Source organism: Janthinobacterium sp. NKUCC08_JDC (genome assembly GCF_019345575.1).
Taxonomy (GTDB): domain Bacteria; phylum Pseudomonadota; class Gammaproteobacteria; order Burkholderiales; family Burkholderiaceae_D; genus Janthinobacterium; species Janthinobacterium aestuarii.
This window is the reverse complement of sequence record NZ_JAHKQW010000002.1, coordinates 335,469-350,637: the sequence shown is the minus strand read 5'-3', so window position 1 is coordinate 350,637 and position 15,169 is coordinate 335,469. Positions and strand designations below refer to the sequence as shown.

Here is a 15,169-nt window from a genome sequence, read left to right as displayed (position 1 = left end):
CAAGGAACCATTATGGAAATGATCGACCAATCCCTGGGCCAGCTGGCCCGCCGCATCCCCGGCGCCACGCGCCTGTTCGATGCGCACCGCCTGGATTTCTGCTGCGGCGGCAACAAGACCCTGCGCGCGGCGGCCGAAGCGGCCGGCGTGGACACGGCGCCCATCGTCAAGGAACTGCAAGTGCTGGCAGAACGGACTGACGCCAGCGGCGAGCGTGACTGGCAGGAAGCCTCGGCCACCGAGCTGGTGGAACACATCCTGTCGCGCTACCACGCCGTGCACCGCGAGCAGCTGCCCGAGCTGATACGCCTGGCGCGCAAGGTCGAGCAGGTGCATGGCGACCGCGCCGACTGTCCGCACGGGCTGGCGGAACACCTGTCGGCCATGGCGCAGGAACTGGAAAGCCATATGCGCAAGGAAGAAGACGTGCTGTTCCCCATGATCGTGCGCGGCCAGGGCCCACGGGCCGGCGCGCCCATCAACGTGATGCGCATGGAGCACGACGACCATGGCGTGGCCTTGCGCGCGATGGAGGAAATGACGAACGACATCACCGCGCCGGCCGGCGCCTGCACCACCTGGCGCGCGCTGTACACGGGCTTGCGCACCTTCCGCGAAGACCTGATGGCGCACATCCATACTGAAAACAATATCCTGTTCGAGCGCTTTGCGCCGGCCGTGGTGCACTGACAAAGGAAAGACCCATGGGTCCCTACAAAAAACTCTGGTTCACCCTGATCGGTGTGCTGATCGTGACGTTTTCGCTGCTCGGCTACTACGGCGCCGAAGTGTACCGGCAGGCGCCGCCCATCCCCGCGCAGGTGCTGGCGCAGGATGGCCGGCAACTGTTCGACCGCGAGGGCATCCTCGACGGCCAGACGGCCTGGCAATCGGTTGGCGGCATGCAGCTCGGCTCCATCTGGGGCCACGGCGCCTACCAGGCGCCCGACTGGACGGCCGACTGGCTGCACCGCGAACTGACGGCCTGGCTGGAACTGGCCGCGCAAGAGCAGCATGGCAAGGCGTACGCGGCCCTCGACGGCCCCGCGCAGGCGGCGCTGCGCGAAGCGCTCAAGCTTGAATACCGCGGCAACCGCACCGATGATGCGCAAGTGCTGCGCCTGTCGCCGCGCCGCGTGCAAGCGATCGCCAACACGGCGCATTATTACGACCAGCTGTTCTCCGACGCGCCGGCGCTGCAAAAAAGCCGCGAACACTTCGCCATGAAGGAAAACACCCTGCCCAGCGCCGAGCGGCGCGCGAAGATGACGCAGTTCTTCTTCTGGACGGCGTGGGCCGCCGCCACCGAGCGTCCTGGCCAGAAAGTGACCTATACGAACAACTGGCCACATGAACCGCTGATCGGCAACCAGCCCAGCGGCGAAAACCTCGTCTGGTCGGTTGCCAGCGTGGTGGTGCTGCTGGCCGGCGTGGGCTTCCTCGTCTGGGGCTGGGCCTTCTTGCGCGACCATGACGAAGCGCTGCCGGCGGCCGGTCCGCGCGATCCGCTCACCACTTTCGCGCTGACGCCTTCGCAGCGGGGACTGGGGAAATACCTGTTCCTGGTCGTGGCGCTGTTCATCTTCCAGGTCTTCATCGGCGGCTTCACGGCGCACTACACGGTGGAAGGGCAGCAGTTCTACGGCATCGACGTGTCGCGCTGGTTCCCGTATGCGCTCACGCGCACCTGGCATATCCAGGCCGCGCTGTTCTGGATCGCCACCGGCTTCCTGGCCGCCGGCCTGTTCCTCGCGCCCCTGATCAATGGCGGCAAGGACCCCAAGTGGCAGCGCCTCGGTGTCGACGTGCTGTTCTGGGCCCTCGTCGCCGTCGTTGTCGGCTCCTTCATCGGCAACTACCTGGCCATCGCGCAAGTGATGCCGCCCGAGTGGAATTTCTGGCTCGGTCACCAGGGTTATGAATATGTGGACCTGGGACGCTTGTGGCAGATCGGTAAATACATCGGCATCCTGCTGTGGCTCGTGCTGATGCTGCGCGGCGTCGTGCCGGCCCTGCGCAAGCCGGGCGGCGACAAGAATTTGCTGGCGCTGTTGACCGCATCCGTGGGCGCCATCGGCCTGTTCTACGGCGCCGGCCTGTTCTACGGCGAACGCACGCACTTGTCCGTGATGGAGTACTGGCGCTGGTGGGTGGTGCATCTGTGGGTGGAAGGTTTCTTTGAAGTGTTCGCCACGACGGCGCTGGCCTTCATCTTCTCGACCCTGGGCCTGGTGTCGGTGCGCATGGCCACGGCGGCCAGCCTGGCCTCTGCCTCGCTGTTCATGCTGGGCGGGATACCCGGCACCTTCCACCACCTGTACTTCGCCGGCACCACTACGCCCGTGATGGCCATCGGCGCGAGCTTCAGCGCGCTGGAAGTGGTGCCGCTGATCGTGCTGGGACACGAAGCGTGGGAAAACTGGCGTCTGAAGGAACGCGCGCCATGGATGGAAAACCTGCGCTGGCCGCTGATGTGCTTTGTCGCCGTCGCCTTCTGGAACATGCTGGGCGCTGGCGTGCTGGGCTTCATGATCAATCCACCCGTCGCCCTGTACTACATCCAGGGCTTGAACACGACCCCCGTGCATGCACATGCTGCGCTGTTCGGCGTGTACGGTTTCCTGGCGCTGGGCTTTACCTTGCTGGTGCTGCGCTATCTGCGTCCCGACTACCGCTTCAGCCCTGCCTTGATGAAGACGGCGTTCTGGGGCTTGAATGTGGGCCTGGTGCTGATGATCTTTACCAGCTTGCTGCCGATAGGCATCATCCAGTTCCACGCCAGCGTGACGGAAGGCCTGTGGTATGCGCGCAGCGAAGCGTTCATGCAGCAGCCGCTGCTGCAGAACCTGCGCTGGATACGCACCTTTGGCGACGTGGTCTTCATCGGCGGCGCCATCGCCATGGCGCTGCAGGTGGTGCTGGGGTTGATGGGCAAGGCGCCGAAAGCGCCTGTACTGCAGCCGCAGGCGGTGCAGCCCGGCTAACGGCGGCGCACGCAGTCTATGTAGGCTTCTGTATCCGGCGGCAAACCCGAGCGCTGCGAAGCCCAGATCATCTGGCCCAGGCATTCCATCACTTCGTGCTGGGCGGCATGGGCCGAATCGAGGCGCTGGGTCAGCTGCTGGACGGCCGGGCGGATGCCGCGCGGCTGGTCCACCTGGACCTGCTCCGTGATCGACAGATGCATGGACAGGTGCAGGAAGGGGTTGGCCTGGCCCCCTTCGACGGAGTAGTCGCGCGCCAGCGCCGCTTCGACGTCGGAGAGCTCGTTTTCATACTCGGGGTGTTCAAGTATCCAGTCGAGCGCGATGGCTTCCATCGGCGTGAGGATTTCATGGGCGCGGTGCTTGCGCAAGGTGTCGCAAAAGAAGCGGCGCACGTCGTCGGAAGAAGGGTTGAACATGGCTGAATGGCTATGGCTAAAGGGCAGCCGGCATTGTACCGCGTACGTCAACGAAGGGCATCGAGGATGCCCTTTTTGCCGTCTGGCGCCCGCTTTCATGACCCGATAGTCACCGAAATTTAATACCCTGCAGTAAGTATTATCCACTACCGCCATGGCCCGGCGGCGCCAAATAACGGTGATAAAATCGCCGCTCTTGATATTTGCTCTGGACACGATGACGATTTTGTTGTCACTCCGTGCTTCCATTGCCCGCACCTTTGCCACCAGAACTTGCTCCTGGTTTATCCCGGAGCGCGGCAGCATGCCTATCACCATCGACATCGAGCTGTCCGGCCGCCCTGGCGTTCCGGCTGGCTGGCTGTTTGCATTCCATACAGCGATGGTGCCGTCACGGTGGCGCGCAAGAATCATCCTTCAGTATTCATAAACGGAGTTACGTATGCGTAAATCGCTATTACTTTTGATGTCGTGCCTGATCCTGGCGGCATGTAACAAGACCCCTCCGGCCTCGTCCGAAAAACCGGTCGACGTGCTGCTGATCGGCGCCGGCACCATGAGCGCCACCCTGGGCAGCATGCTCAAGGAACTCGATCCGTCGCTGACGATGGAAATGGTCGAGCGCCTCGATTCCGTGGCCGCCGAAAGCTCGGACGCGATGAACAACGCAGGCACGGGCCACTCGGCGTTTGCGGAACTGAACTACACGCCGGAAGCGGCCGATGGCAGCATCGAGACCAAGAAAGCCGTTGCCATCAACGAGCAATTCGAAATTTCCAAGCAATTCTGGGCCTATCAGGTCGCCAACAAGCACCTGGGCGCGCCGCAAACCTTCATCAACAATGTGCCGCACATGGCATTTGTGTGGGGCGACGACAATATTTCCTTTTTGAAGAAGCGCTATGCCGCGCTGCAAAAGGAAAACCTGTTCAAGGGCATGCTGTTCTCGGAAGACCAGGCGCAGATCGAGCAGTGGGCGCCGCTCGTCATGCAAGGCCGTGACAAGGGCCAGAAAGTGGCCGCGACGCGCATGGAAATCGGTACCGACGTCAATTTCGGCAACCTCACGCGCGGTCTCGTGAAATACCTGACGGACAGCCACGGCATGGTCCTGCACCTGCGCCACCAGGTGGAAGACATCCAGCGCGGCGCCGATGGCGTGTGGAACGTGACGGTGAAAGACTTGAACGCAGGCAAGGAAAAGACCATGCGCGCCAAGTTCGTCTTCATCGGCGCCGGCGGCGGTTCGCTGCCGCTGCTGGAAAAATCGGGCATTCCTGAAGCCAAGGGCTACGGCGGCGTGCCGGTCGGCGGCCAATGGCTGGTGACGACCAATCCGGAACTGGTGGCGGCGCATGCGGCCAAGGTCTACGGCAAGGCATCCGTCGGTTCGCCGCCGATGTCCGTGCCGCATCTGGACACGCGCATCATCGATGGCAAGAAAGCCCTGCTGTTTGGCCCGTTTGCCACCTTCTCGACCAAGTTCCTGAAAAACGGTTCGTGGATCGACTTGCCTGCCTCGATCGGCACGGGCAATGTAAAACCGATGCTGCAAGCCGGCTACGACAATATTCCGCTGACGAAATACCTGGTGGAACAGGTCATGAACTCGCCGGAAGACCGTTTGAAGACCCTGCGCGAATACCTGCCGAACGCCAAGATGGAAGACTGGACCCTGCAAAACGCCGGTCAGCGCGTGCAGATCGTCAAGGATGACCCTGTCAAAGGCGGCTTGCTGCAGTTCGGCACGGAAGTCGTCGGCGCCGCCGATGGCAGCATCGTCGCCCTGCTGGGCGCCTCGCCAGGCGCTTCGACCGCGCCGCCGATCATGATCAAGGTGCTGCAAACGGCATTCAAGAGCCGCCTGGCCACGCCGGAGTGGCAAGCGAGGATGGTGGAAATGGTGCCGTCGTACGGTCAAAAGCTGAACAACGACCCGGCCCTGGCCAACAAGATCCGCCACTACAGCAGCAATATCCTGGGCCTCAAAGCCATCACCCTGGATGTTCCCGCCGCTGCGCCGGCACCTGCGGCAAACTAAGTCAGCCTGACCGGCAGGGGAGTTTCCTGCCGGCATGAAAAAAGGGGCAGCCTGTTCAGGCTGCCCCTTTTGCGTGGGAGAGTGCGTTCATTGCGGCGGACTACTCCTTGCCCGGCAGAATCAGCTCCGGCGTACACCCTTCGGCGGTAATGCCGTCGCAAGGCTTGGCCACAGCCGTACCGTCCTGTGCCCGTGGCGCATGGGGCTGGCGCAGGTAGCGCGACGTGTGGCGGTGCGCTTGCTGTGCGTTGCCATGCACGGGCCAGGTCAGGAAGCGGGACAGCTCCTGCAAGGCGCGCTGGTACACATCGCGTTTAAATTCAATGACGACATCGAGCGGGACCCAGTATTCATGCCAGCGCCAGGCGTCGAACTCGGGATGGTCGGTCAGGCGCAGATTGACGTCGTTATCGCGCGCGCACATTCTCAGCAGAAACCAAATCTGCTTCTGGCCACGGTAATGGCCGCGAATCTCGCGCTTGATGAAGTGGTCTGGCACTTCATAGCGCAGCCAGTCGCGGGTGCGGCCGACAATTTTGACGTGTTCCTGTCTGAGTCCGATTTCCTCTTCAAGTTCGCGAAACATGGCTTGTTCCGGTGTTTCGCCATATTTGATACCGCCTTGCGGAAACTGCCATGAGTGCTCGCGCACCCGCTTGCCCCACCACACCTCGTTCTGGGCGTTTAGCAGGATGATGCCGACGTTGGGCCGAAACCCTTCACGGTCGAGCATAATGCACCTCAAACTTTCTGCGACAGAGCGTCCTTTTTTACATAATTACCCACAACTTCGCAAGCCGGTGACCTTTTCGGGGTGCGAAAAGCGCCGGAATCGCACCAATTGAGCGCATTTGTGTAAAGTATGGACGCATCAGCCAGCTAATCCTTTAAAATTAGGTTGATTATAACCCTCTCTTTTTAAAAAGAATTCACCGTTATGCGCGCCTCCCGTTTTTTTATTTCCACACTTAAAGATGCACCTTCTGACGCGGAAATCGTCAGCCACCAATTGATGATGCGTGCAGGCATGATCAAACGCCTCGGTTCCGGCATCTATACCTACATGCCGATGGGCTTGCGCGTGATCCGCAAGGTGGAAGCCATCATCCGTGACGAGATGAACAAAGCCGCCGGTATCGAACTGCTGATGCCGCTCGTGCAGCCAGCCGAACTGTGGCAAGAGACGGGCCGCTGGACCAAGATGGGCGACGAACTGATGCGCGTGAAAGACCGCCACGGCCGCGAATACGCGATCCAGCCGACGTCGGAAGAAGTCATCACGGACGTCGTGCGCACGGAAATCAAGTCCTACCGCCAGTTGCCGTTGAATTTTTATCATATCCAGACCAAGTTCCGCGACGAGCGCCGCCCACGCTTCGGCCTGATGCGCGGCCGCGAATTCACGATGAAGGACGCGTACTCGTTCGACCGCGACCTGGCCGGCATGCAAGCGTCGTACAAGGTCATGTTTGACGCCTACACGCGCATCTTCACGCGTTTCGGCCTGAAATTCCGCGCCGTGGCAGCCGATAACGGCGCCATCGGCGGTTCCGGTTCGCACGAATTCCACGTCATCGCCCACACGGGCGAAGACGCGCTCGTGTACTGCCCGACGTCCGACTACGCGGCCAACATGGAAGCGGCCGAAGCGCTGCCGCCAGCGGGCGAGCGCCCGGCCGCCGCCCAGGCACTGACGAAAACGGCCACGCCGGACACCGTCAAGTGCGAAACCGTGGCTACCCTGCTCGGTATCGAGCTGTCGCGCACCGTGAAAACGATCGCCCTGACCGTGGAAACGACGGGCAAGGACGAGAAAGTCACGAAACAGCATTTCATGCTGCTGCTGCGCGGCGACCATGAATTGAACGAGATCAAGGTGGGCAAGGTTGCCGGCCTGGCCGGTCACCGTTTCTCGACGGAAGCGGAAATCCTGGAAGTCTACGGCACGATTCCCGGCTACCTGGGCCCGATCGGCACCAAAGCGCCCGTCACCGTGGTGGCGGACCGCACGGTCGCCCACATGAGCGACTTCGTGTGCGGCGCGAATGACGCCGGTTTCCACTACACGGGCGCCAACTGGGGCCGCGACGTGGCCGAGCCTGCCATCGTGGCCGACTTGCGCAATGTCGTCGCCGGCGACGCTTCGCCGGACGGCCAGGGCGCACTGGCGATCGAGCGCGGCATCGAAGTGGGCCACGTGTTCCAGTTGGGTACGGCGTACTCGGAAAGCATGAAAGCCACCTTCCTCGATGAAAACGGCAAACCTGCGCCGCTGCAGATGGGTTGCTACGGCATCGGCGTGACGCGCATCCTGGGCGCCGCCATCGAACAGAACTTCGACGACAAGGGCATCATCTGGCCCGCGTCGATCGCGCCATTCGAGGTCGTGCTGTGCCCGATGGGCATGGACCGCAGCGAACTGGTCAAGGAAGAGACGGAGAAGCTGTACGCGGCCCTGCAAGGCGCTGGCGTGGACGTCATCGTCGACGACCGCGGCTTGCGTCCAGGCGCCATGTTCGCCGACTGGGAGCTGATCGGCGTGCCGCACCGCATCGTCATCGGCGAGCGCGGCCTGAAAGAAGGCAAGCTGGAATACCAGGGCCGCCGCGACGCGGAAGCGACCGGCGTGGCGCCGGAAGAGATCGTCGCCTTCATCCAGGGCCAAATGGCGCAGTGAAGCGTCTATCCGTAAGCAAGACGGCTGGCGCGCTCGCGCTGGCCGCCTGTCTGGCCTGCGTCTCTCCGGCGCAGGCCGGCAACCAGAAGGAAGAGGCGCTGGCCGACTCCGTCCGTTTGGCCCTGTCGCACGCGATCCGCGACGAACGCCCGCCGCAACCCAAATTTGCCACGCCCGCCGACTTGCAGCGCTACCAGCAATGGCTGGCGCAGATGTCGTCGCGCCTGCAGCGCAAGCTGCCGGACGCCCAGCTGCGCACGGAATTCCTGGAAACCGTATGGTACGAATCGCGCCGCGCGGGCCTGGAGCCGGCCCTCGTGCTGGGCCTGATTCAGGTGGAGTCGGCCTACCGCAAATACGCCGTCTCGCTAGCTGGCGCGCGCGGCTACATGCAAGTGATGCCATTCTGGACGGGCGTCATCGGCGACCATGACCGCAGCAAGCTGTTTCATATGCAGACGAATCTGCGCTACGGCTGCGCGATCCTGCGCATGTACCTGGATATGGAAAAGGGTGATTTATACCTGGCGCTGGGGCGGTACAACGGCAGCCGGGGCAGGGCCGAGTATCCGAATGCCGTGCGGGCGGCTTGGAAGCAGTGGGAATTCAAATGAAGGCTGGGGTCAGACCCCCGGCAGCGTTGGCGCAGAGCTCTGTGTTAACGGTGTTGAGGGTCTGACCCCAAAATGCCCAAAAAAATGCCCCGCTCGCAGTAAAGCGGCGGGGCACTCACACGGCGTAGACGCCCTGTGCGTATCTGATTATTTCAAATGATCGGAGATCAGTTTGGTCATTTCAAACATGGAGACTTGGGCTTTGCCGCCGAAAACTGCTTTCAGCTTGTCGTCCGCATTGATCATGCGGCGGTTGGCCGGATCTTGCAGATCGAGTTTTTTGATGTAATCCCATACCTTTTTGGTCACTTCCGTGCGCGGCAGTGGTGCTGCGCCAACAACGGCGGCCAGATCTTTCGATGGCGTCATTGCTTTCATGAATGCTGCGTTTGGCTTGCGTGGTGTTGCCGGTGCTGCCGCTTTCTTCGCCGCTGCTGGTTTAGCTGCTGCCTTGGCTGCGGGTGCTGCTTTCTTGGCGGCTGCAGGCTTGGCTGCTGCTGCTTTGGCTGGCGCTGCTACTGGGGTTTTTTTGGCTGTTGCCATCTTCGAGCCTCCTTAACAAACACATGGGAAATTGCGCAATTAATCGCACGGCTAATATTGGTGTGGATTTACCTAGTATGCAAGTGTTTTTCACGTTTTCACGAGGAAAAAGCAGGGAAATGGCAATGCTGTCGCCCGGGCGCACCGCTTGGGAGCGCAGAACGGCGTTTTTGCCCGTAAATGGCATGGTTGCTGGCTATGCGGGGAGGGGCGCTGCGGAGGGAGGGAAGAAAGGATGCCGGACACATGAAAATGCAATCCGGCACTATTTAGAACGATGTTTTTTGACTTGAACTACGTCTCACGCGGCGTAAAAAAGGCCTTCAAAATCATAGCGAGCGGATGGTAATTGTGGCCGAGAAGCGCAACCGTACTAAAGTACGGTGAGCATCGCCGGCCGCAAAGACCACCGCGCAGCGGATTTTGAAGCCTTACCTCATGCCAGGCATCATGCCTTTCATACTGCGCATCATCTTCATCATGCCGCCGCCCGACAATTTCTTCATCATCGTCTGCATTTGCTCGAATTGCGTCAGCATGCGGTTTACTTCCTGCACTTGCACGCCGGCGCCGGCGGCGATGCGGCGCTTGCGCGTGGCCTTGATCAGTTCAGGTTTGGCGCGTTCCTGCGGCGTCATCGAGTCGATGATGCCGCACATGCGGCGCACCTGTTTATCGGCTTGATCCATGTTCTTGCCGCCTGCCGCCTGCTGGAACTGGGCCGGCAGCTTGTCCATCAGGTTGGCCATGCCGCCCATTTTCTTCATCTGGCCCAGTTGCGCCTTGAAGTCGTTCATGTCGAACTTGCCGCCGACCTTGATCTTCTGCGCCAGGTCGGCCGCCGCCTTGCTGTCGACGCCCTTGCGCGCTTCTTCCACCAGGGCGAGGATGTCGCCCATGCCCAGGATGCGGTTGGCCATGCGGGTCGGGTCGAACGCTTCCAGGCCGTCGAGTTTTTCCGAGACACCGGCAAACTTGATCGGTTTGCCCGTGATGTGGCGCACGGACAGGGCCGCACCGCCGCGCGCATCGCCATCGAGCTTGGTCAGCACGATACCGGTCAGCGGCAGGGCATCATTGAAGGCTTTCGCCGTGTTGATGGCGTCCTGGCCCAGCATGGCGTCGACGACAAACAGGGTTTCGATCGGTTTCACGGCGCCGTGGACGGCGGCGATTTCGCGCATCATCTCTTCGTCGATACCGAGACGGCCCGCCGTATCGATGATCAGCACGTCGTGGTAATGCTTTTTCGCCCAGTCCAGCGCGGCCAGGGCGATATCGACCGGCTTGTCCGTGCTGGTGGACGGGAAGAAGTCGGCGCCCACCTGGGCGGTGACCGATTGCAGCTGGGCGATCGCGGCGGGACGGTACACGTCGGCCGAGACGGTCAGCACTTTCTTCTTCTTTTCTTCCTTCAGGTACTTCGCCAGCTTGCCGACGGTGGTGGTTTTACCCACACCCTGCAGACCGGCCATCAGGATGATGGCGGGCGGCTGCTGCGCAAAGCTGATCTGCGACGCTTCCGGTCCCAGGTCGGCGCCCATCAGGGCGGCCAGCTCGCGCTGCACCACGCCCACCAGGGCCTGGCCCGGCGTGAGCGAGGAAATGACATCCTCGCCCATGGCTTTTTCTTTGACTTTGGCGATGAATTCGCGCACGGCGGGTAGGGCGACGTCGGCTTCGAGCAGCGCCAGGCGCACTTCGCGCAGCATGTCGGCGGTGTTCGCTTCGGTCAGGCGCGCCTCGCCGCGCATGGTCTTGACGACTTTGGCAAGCCGTTGGGTGAGATTATCTAGCATGATGAACCTGCAATGAAAAGCTTGGGAGTGGGCGGCGAAAGCCGGACGATGGGCGCCATTTTACCCCATCACGGGTGGCTGGCGGTCCCGCGCTGCACCGCCTGGCGGTTGGCCGGCGTTTGAATTACTTGGTATTTCTGGCAATGCCGCGATTGCATGAATGGCAGGAACGCGGTTAAAATGAGAATAATTCTTATTTACATTCTCGGGCGCCGCACGCCCGGGCGGAAAGGGATGCCATGTCGGCCGCCGATTTTGCACAGCAACAAGACCTGCACGCGCTCTACAGCAGCCATCACGGCTGGCTGCAGGGCTGGCTGCGGCATAAGCTGGGCAATGCGGGCGAGGCGGCGGACCTGGCGCAAGACACCTTCGTCAGCGTGCTGACGGCCGATGCCGCGCTGCAGATCCGTGAAGCGCGGCCTTTCCTGGCCACCATCGCACGCCGCCTGGTGGCGCACCGCCACCGCCGGCAAGTGCTGGAAGACGCCTATCTGGAAGCGCTGGCCTGCCTGCCGCCCGAAGTGGCGCCCGCGCCGGAAGAGCGGCTGCTGGCGCTGGAAGCCTTGCAGGAAATCGACCAGGCCCTGGCTGGCTTGCCCGCGCCCGTGCGCACGGCGTTCCTGCTGGCGCAACTGGAAGGGCTCAGCTATGCCGAGATCGCCGCGCGCCTGAACGTCTCGGCCAGCTCGGTCAAGCAATACCTGACGCGCGCCAACCGCCAGGTGTTTTTCTCGCTGCCGGCATGAGCAAGGTGGGCAATGCTGCTGCTGCGGCGGCCATCCGCGAGGACGTGCAGCAGCAGGCGGCCGAGTGGCTGACCATGCTGATGTCGGGCGAGATGGATTCGGCGCAACAGGCCGCCTGGCAGCGCTGGCGCGAGGCGGATCCGGAACATGAGCGGGCCTGGCGGCATATCGAAGCCGTGTCGCAGCGCTTCAACGGCTTGCACCGCGGTGCGGCCGCGCAGGCGCTGGCCGGCACGCAGCAGAAAGCCGTCAACGGCAAGCGGCGCCAGTTGCTGGCGTGGCTGGGCGTGGCGGCCGGCGGCGGCATGCTGGCCGCGCAGACGGATGCCTGGGATGGCGTGCGCGTCCTGCGCGCCGACTACCGCACGGCCACGGGCGAGCGGCGCGAGGTGGCGCTGGACGATGGCAGTGTGCTCAGCCTGAATACGGGATCGGCCGTGAACGTGCGTTTCGATGCCAGCCGCCGCCTGATCGAGCTGCTGGCCGGCGAAATCCTCGTCACCAGCGGCCATGGCGCCGGCAGCGGCGCGCCTTTGGTGGTGGCCACGCGCGAAGGCATGGTGCGCGCGCTGGGCACGCGCTTTGCCGTGCGCCAGCAAGATGACTACAGCACCGTGGACGTGTTTGACAGCGCCGTTGAAATCCGTCCCCGCGACGGCGGCGGCGCACCCCTGCTGCTGGAGGCCGGGCACGGCGTGGCATTTTCCCGCCATGCGCTGGACGCGCCGCACGCCATCGGTGCGTATGCGGACGCCTGGTCGCGCGGGCAGTTGATCGTCGACGACGTGACCTTGGGCGATTTCCTGGCCGACCTGGCCCGCTACCGCCCCGGCGTGATCGACTGCGCGCCGCAAGTGGCCCAGCTGCGCCTGTCGGGCGTGTTCCCGCTGGCCGACACGGAGCGCATTTTGAACATGCTGCCCAATTCCCTGCCCGTGCAGGTGCGCAGCCGCACGCGCTACTGGGTGACGGTCGAACCGGCCATGTCATTAAAAAATATTTAGCCATCCGGCTGCCCGTTTTTCGTTTTCGCGGCACCTACAGAGTAGGGCGCCTGTTTTTCACCGTCTGATGACGCCACTACTATCAGGAACTTGCATGTCTCACGCTTTGAATTTTGTCAGTTTGCCATCTCATCACTGCGCATTGCGTCCGCTGGCGCAAGCGGCTGCGGTCCTGTGCCTGGCCGCCAGCCTGCCGGCCATCGCGCAGCAGGCGCCAGCCACCCCCGCCGCCGAACAGACCATGCTCGGCGTGTCCGTCACGGCGGGGCGCGATGCGACAACGGAAGGCAGCGGCTCGTACACGACGGGCGTGAGCAATACGGCAACCAAGCTGAACCTGTCGCTGCGCGAAACGCCGCAATCGGTCAGCGTGCTGACGCGCCAGCAGATCGACGACCTGGGCATCACGACCCTGGACGACGCCGTGCAGTCGATCACGGGGCTGGTCATGCAAAAGGGCAACTTTACGGGCGATTCGGGCAGTTTCAGCGCACGCGGCTTTCCAATCGACAACATCCTGTTCGATGGCTTGCCTACCAGCCTGGGCGCGAACGGCACCTTCAATGGCGACAATGACGACCTGGCCATCTATGACCGCATCGAGGTGGTGCGTGGCGCCACGGGCTTGATGACGGGCAGCGGCACGCCCAGCGCGGCCATCAACATGGTGCGCAAGCGTCCGACGGCCACGCCGCAAGCGTCATTCTCGGCCAGCGTGGGCAGCTGGAGCAACTACCGCCTGGAAGCCGATGCGGCCAACGCGCTCAACGAAGCGAAGACCCTGCGCGGGCGCGTCGTCGTGACGGTGCAGGACAAGAAGGATTTTGTCGACGTGCTGCATGGCCGCAACCACCAGCTGTATGGCATCATCGAAGCGGACCTGCGCCCCGACACCACCTTGACGGTGGGCGCCCACTACCGCAAGACGGACAACGACGGCGTCTCGACGGGCGTGGTAACGGCCGCAGACGGCCGCTTTTTGAATTTGCCCCGTTCCACTTACCTGGGCAGCGACTTCGATGACTGGCGCCAGACGGATAAAACCATCTTCGCCGAACTGGAGCACCGCTTCGCCAATGGCTGGAAAGCCAAGCTGGCAGCCACGCGCAAGACGCCCGAGATCGACACGACGTTTTCCGGCATCAACCGCCGTGGCGACACCCTGCGCTTCAATTCGCAAAGCTACCGCGCCGAGCTGGCCAATACCAGCTATGACGCGTATGCGAGCGGCAGCTACAGCCTGTTCGGCCGCGAGCACGAGCTGACCGTCGGCGCCAGCCACCGCCGTTCGTCGAAAAACAGCTATGGTGGCTGGGCGCCGTACAGCTGGGGCGCGGCGGCGCCGGTGCTCGACCCGTTCAACTGGGATGCGGGCAGCGTGGCGCGTCCCGTCATCAACTACGCGCAGTGGCGCACGGCCAGCATCACCGAGCAAAGCGGCGTGTATGCGGGCACGCGCATGCGCCTGGCCGACCCGCTGTCGCTGGTGCTGGGCGGGCGCGTGAGCTGGTACAAGGACGATGCCGGCTACTCGGTGGCGCGCGAATTCACGCCGTACGCCGGTGTCGTGTATGACCTCGACAAGCAGCATTCCGTGTACGCCAGCTGGACCGAAATCTTCCAGCCGCAGGCGGCCACCGACGCCCATGCGCAGCCATTGAAGCCGATCAGCGGCACCAACTATGAAGCGGGCGTGAAGGGCGAATACTTCGGCGGCGCCCTCAATGCCAGCGCGGCCGTGTTCCAGATCCGCCAGCAAAACCGCGGCGTGGACGACCTTGCCGGCCCGAACCCCTGCCCGGGCAGCACGTGGGGCTATTGCCAGCGCGCGTCGGGCGAAGTGCGCAGCGAAGGCGTGGAGCTGGACGTGGCGGGCGCGCTGACGCCCGACTGGCAGCTGTCGGCCGGTTTTACCTATGTGAAGGCGCAATTCAAGCGCGACAGCGATCCGGCCAATATCGGCAAGGATTTCAACAGCCGCTATCCGCGCCAGCAGCTCAAGCTGGCCACCAGCTACCGCCTGTCCGGCGCGGCGCAGGGCTGGCGCGTCGGCGCTTCCGTGTACGGCCAGGGCGCGACCGAATCAAACGACGGCACCTACCATCTGCGCCAGGGCCGCTACGCGATCGTGGGCTTGAACGCGGCGTGGCAGATCGACAGCCGCGCCGAGCTGCGCCTGAACGTGAACAATGCGCTCGACAAGCACTATTACCAGAGCATCTATTCCGATGTCTTCGGCAACATGGTGGGAGCGCCGCGCAACCTGATGCTGACCTTGAACTACAAACTGTAAATAACCGCTTTTGAATGATCTATCTTGATGAAGGATGCATGGCTTA

12 protein-coding genes are annotated in these 15,169 nt (G+C 62.8%); 8 read left to right on the top strand and 4 right to left on the bottom strand.

Annotated features, from left to right (window positions below):
• Nucleotides 1–12 precede the first annotated feature (12 nt).
• The gene (gene ytfE / locus KO538_RS07620; RefSeq protein WP_219327928.1) at nt 13–690 is read left to right on the top strand and encodes an iron-sulfur cluster repair protein YtfE; all 678 of its coding nucleotides are present in this window, start codon (nt 13–15) and stop codon (nt 688–690) included.
• A 14-nt stretch (nt 691–704) separates the two neighbouring features.
• Nucleotides 705–2,984, top strand: coding sequence for a nitric-oxide reductase large subunit (locus tag KO538_RS07615; RefSeq protein WP_219327927.1), 2,280 nt, complete (start codon nt 705–707; stop codon nt 2,982–2,984).
• Here the strand turns inward: KO538_RS07615 and KO538_RS07610 are convergent.
• Nucleotides 2,981–3,403, bottom strand: a complete 423-nt coding sequence (locus tag KO538_RS07610) for a DUF1841 family protein (RefSeq protein ID WP_034746547.1) — start codon at nt 3,401–3,403, stop codon at nt 2,981–2,983. The genes KO538_RS07615 and KO538_RS07610 overlap by 4 nt on opposite strands.
• A 442-nt stretch (nt 3,404–3,845) precedes the next feature.
• Between KO538_RS07610 and mqo the strand changes: the two genes are divergently transcribed.
• Nucleotides 3,846–5,444 (top strand): malate dehydrogenase (quinone), encoded by a 1,599-nt coding sequence (gene mqo / locus KO538_RS07605; RefSeq protein ID WP_257620215.1) that lies wholly within the window; start codon nt 3,846–3,848, stop codon nt 5,442–5,444.
• Nucleotides 5,445–5,544: 100 nt separating this feature from the next.
• Here mqo and KO538_RS07600 read toward each other — a convergent pair whose 3' ends face one another.
• The gene (locus KO538_RS07600) at nt 5,545–6,177 is read right to left on the bottom strand and encodes an RNA pyrophosphohydrolase (RefSeq protein ID WP_219327926.1); all 633 of its coding nucleotides are present in this window, start codon (nt 6,175–6,177) and stop codon (nt 5,545–5,547) included.
• A 204-nt stretch (nt 6,178–6,381) separates the two neighbouring features.
• Here KO538_RS07600 and KO538_RS07595 point away from each other — a divergent pair, with 204 nt between their 5' ends.
• Entirely contained in the window at nt 6,382–8,121 is a 1,740-nt protein-coding gene (locus KO538_RS07595; protein ID WP_219327925.1) for a proline--tRNA ligase, read from the top strand.
• On the top strand, nt 8,118–8,735 hold the full coding sequence (locus tag KO538_RS07590; RefSeq protein ID WP_219327924.1) for a lytic transglycosylase domain-containing protein: 618 nt from the start codon (nt 8,118–8,120) through the stop codon (nt 8,733–8,735). Before KO538_RS07595 ends, KO538_RS07590 begins: the two co-directional genes overlap by 4 nt.
• Nucleotides 8,736–8,882: 147 nt before the next feature.
• On the opposite strand, the gene KO538_RS07585 is transcribed toward KO538_RS07590, so the two are convergent.
• Complete coding sequence (locus KO538_RS07585; RefSeq protein ID WP_071650146.1) at nt 8,883–9,278, bottom strand: SWIB/MDM2 domain-containing protein; 396 nt, start codon at nt 9,276–9,278, stop codon at nt 8,883–8,885.
• A gap of 431 nt (nt 9,279–9,709) precedes the next feature.
• On the bottom strand, nt 9,710–11,077 hold the full coding sequence (gene ffh, locus KO538_RS07580) for a signal recognition particle protein (RefSeq protein WP_034746567.1): 1,368 nt from the start codon (nt 11,075–11,077) through the stop codon (nt 9,710–9,712).
• A 239-nt stretch (nt 11,078–11,316) separates the two neighbouring features.
• Here ffh and KO538_RS07575 point away from each other — a divergent pair, with 239 nt between their 5' ends.
• The 3 genes from KO538_RS07575 (at nt 11,317) to KO538_RS07565 (ending at nt 15,123) form a co-directional block, all read left to right on the top strand.
• Nucleotides 11,317–11,826 carry a sigma-70 family RNA polymerase sigma factor gene (locus KO538_RS07575; RefSeq protein ID WP_219327923.1) on the top strand — a complete coding sequence of 170 codons (510 nt, stop codon included), beginning with the start codon at nt 11,317–11,319 and terminating at the stop codon, nt 11,824–11,826.
• Nucleotides 11,823–12,830, top strand: a complete 1,008-nt coding sequence (locus KO538_RS07570; protein WP_219327922.1) for a FecR domain-containing protein — start codon at nt 11,823–11,825, stop codon at nt 12,828–12,830. The genes KO538_RS07575 and KO538_RS07570 overlap by 4 nt, the downstream gene beginning before the upstream one ends.
• 94 nt (nt 12,831–12,924) lie before the next feature.
• Complete coding sequence (locus KO538_RS07565) at nt 12,925–15,123, top strand: TonB-dependent siderophore receptor (protein WP_219327921.1); 2,199 nt, start codon at nt 12,925–12,927, stop codon at nt 15,121–15,123.
• Nucleotides 15,124–15,169: the final 46 nt, after the last annotated feature.

Bases quoted from the DNA above. Each gene is read 5' to 3' on its own strand.
- KO538_RS07565 (WP_219327921.1), top strand. From the start codon at position 12,925: ATGTCTCACGCTTTGAATTTTGTCAGTTTGCCATCTCATCACTGCGCA.
- KO538_RS07570 (WP_219327922.1), top strand. From the start codon at position 11,823: ATGAGCAAGGTGGGCAATGCTGCTGCTGCGGCGGCCATCCGCGAGGAC.
- KO538_RS07575 (WP_219327923.1), top strand. From the start codon at position 11,317: ATGTCGGCCGCCGATTTTGCACAGCAACAAGACCTGCACGCGCTCTAC.
- KO538_RS07610 (WP_034746547.1), bottom strand. From the start codon at position 3,403: ATGTTCAACCCTTCTTCCGACGACGTGCGCCGCTTCTTTTGCGACACC.
- KO538_RS07585 (WP_071650146.1), bottom strand. From the start codon at position 9,278: ATGGCAACAGCCAAAAAAACCCCAGTAGCAGCGCCAGCCAAAGCAGCA.
- KO538_RS07595 (WP_219327925.1), top strand. From the start codon at position 6,382: ATGCGCGCCTCCCGTTTTTTTATTTCCACACTTAAAGATGCACCTTCT.
- mqo (WP_257620215.1), top strand. From the start codon at position 3,846: ATGCGTAAATCGCTATTACTTTTGATGTCGTGCCTGATCCTGGCGGCA.
- KO538_RS07600 (WP_219327926.1), bottom strand. From the start codon at position 6,177: ATGCTCGACCGTGAAGGGTTTCGGCCCAACGTCGGCATCATCCTGCTA.
- KO538_RS07615 (WP_219327927.1), top strand. From the start codon at position 705: ATGGGTCCCTACAAAAAACTCTGGTTCACCCTGATCGGTGTGCTGATC.
- ffh (WP_034746567.1), bottom strand. From the start codon at position 11,077: ATGCTAGATAATCTCACCCAACGGCTTGCCAAAGTCGTCAAGACCATG.
- ytfE (WP_219327928.1), top strand. From the start codon at position 13: ATGGAAATGATCGACCAATCCCTGGGCCAGCTGGCCCGCCGCATCCCC.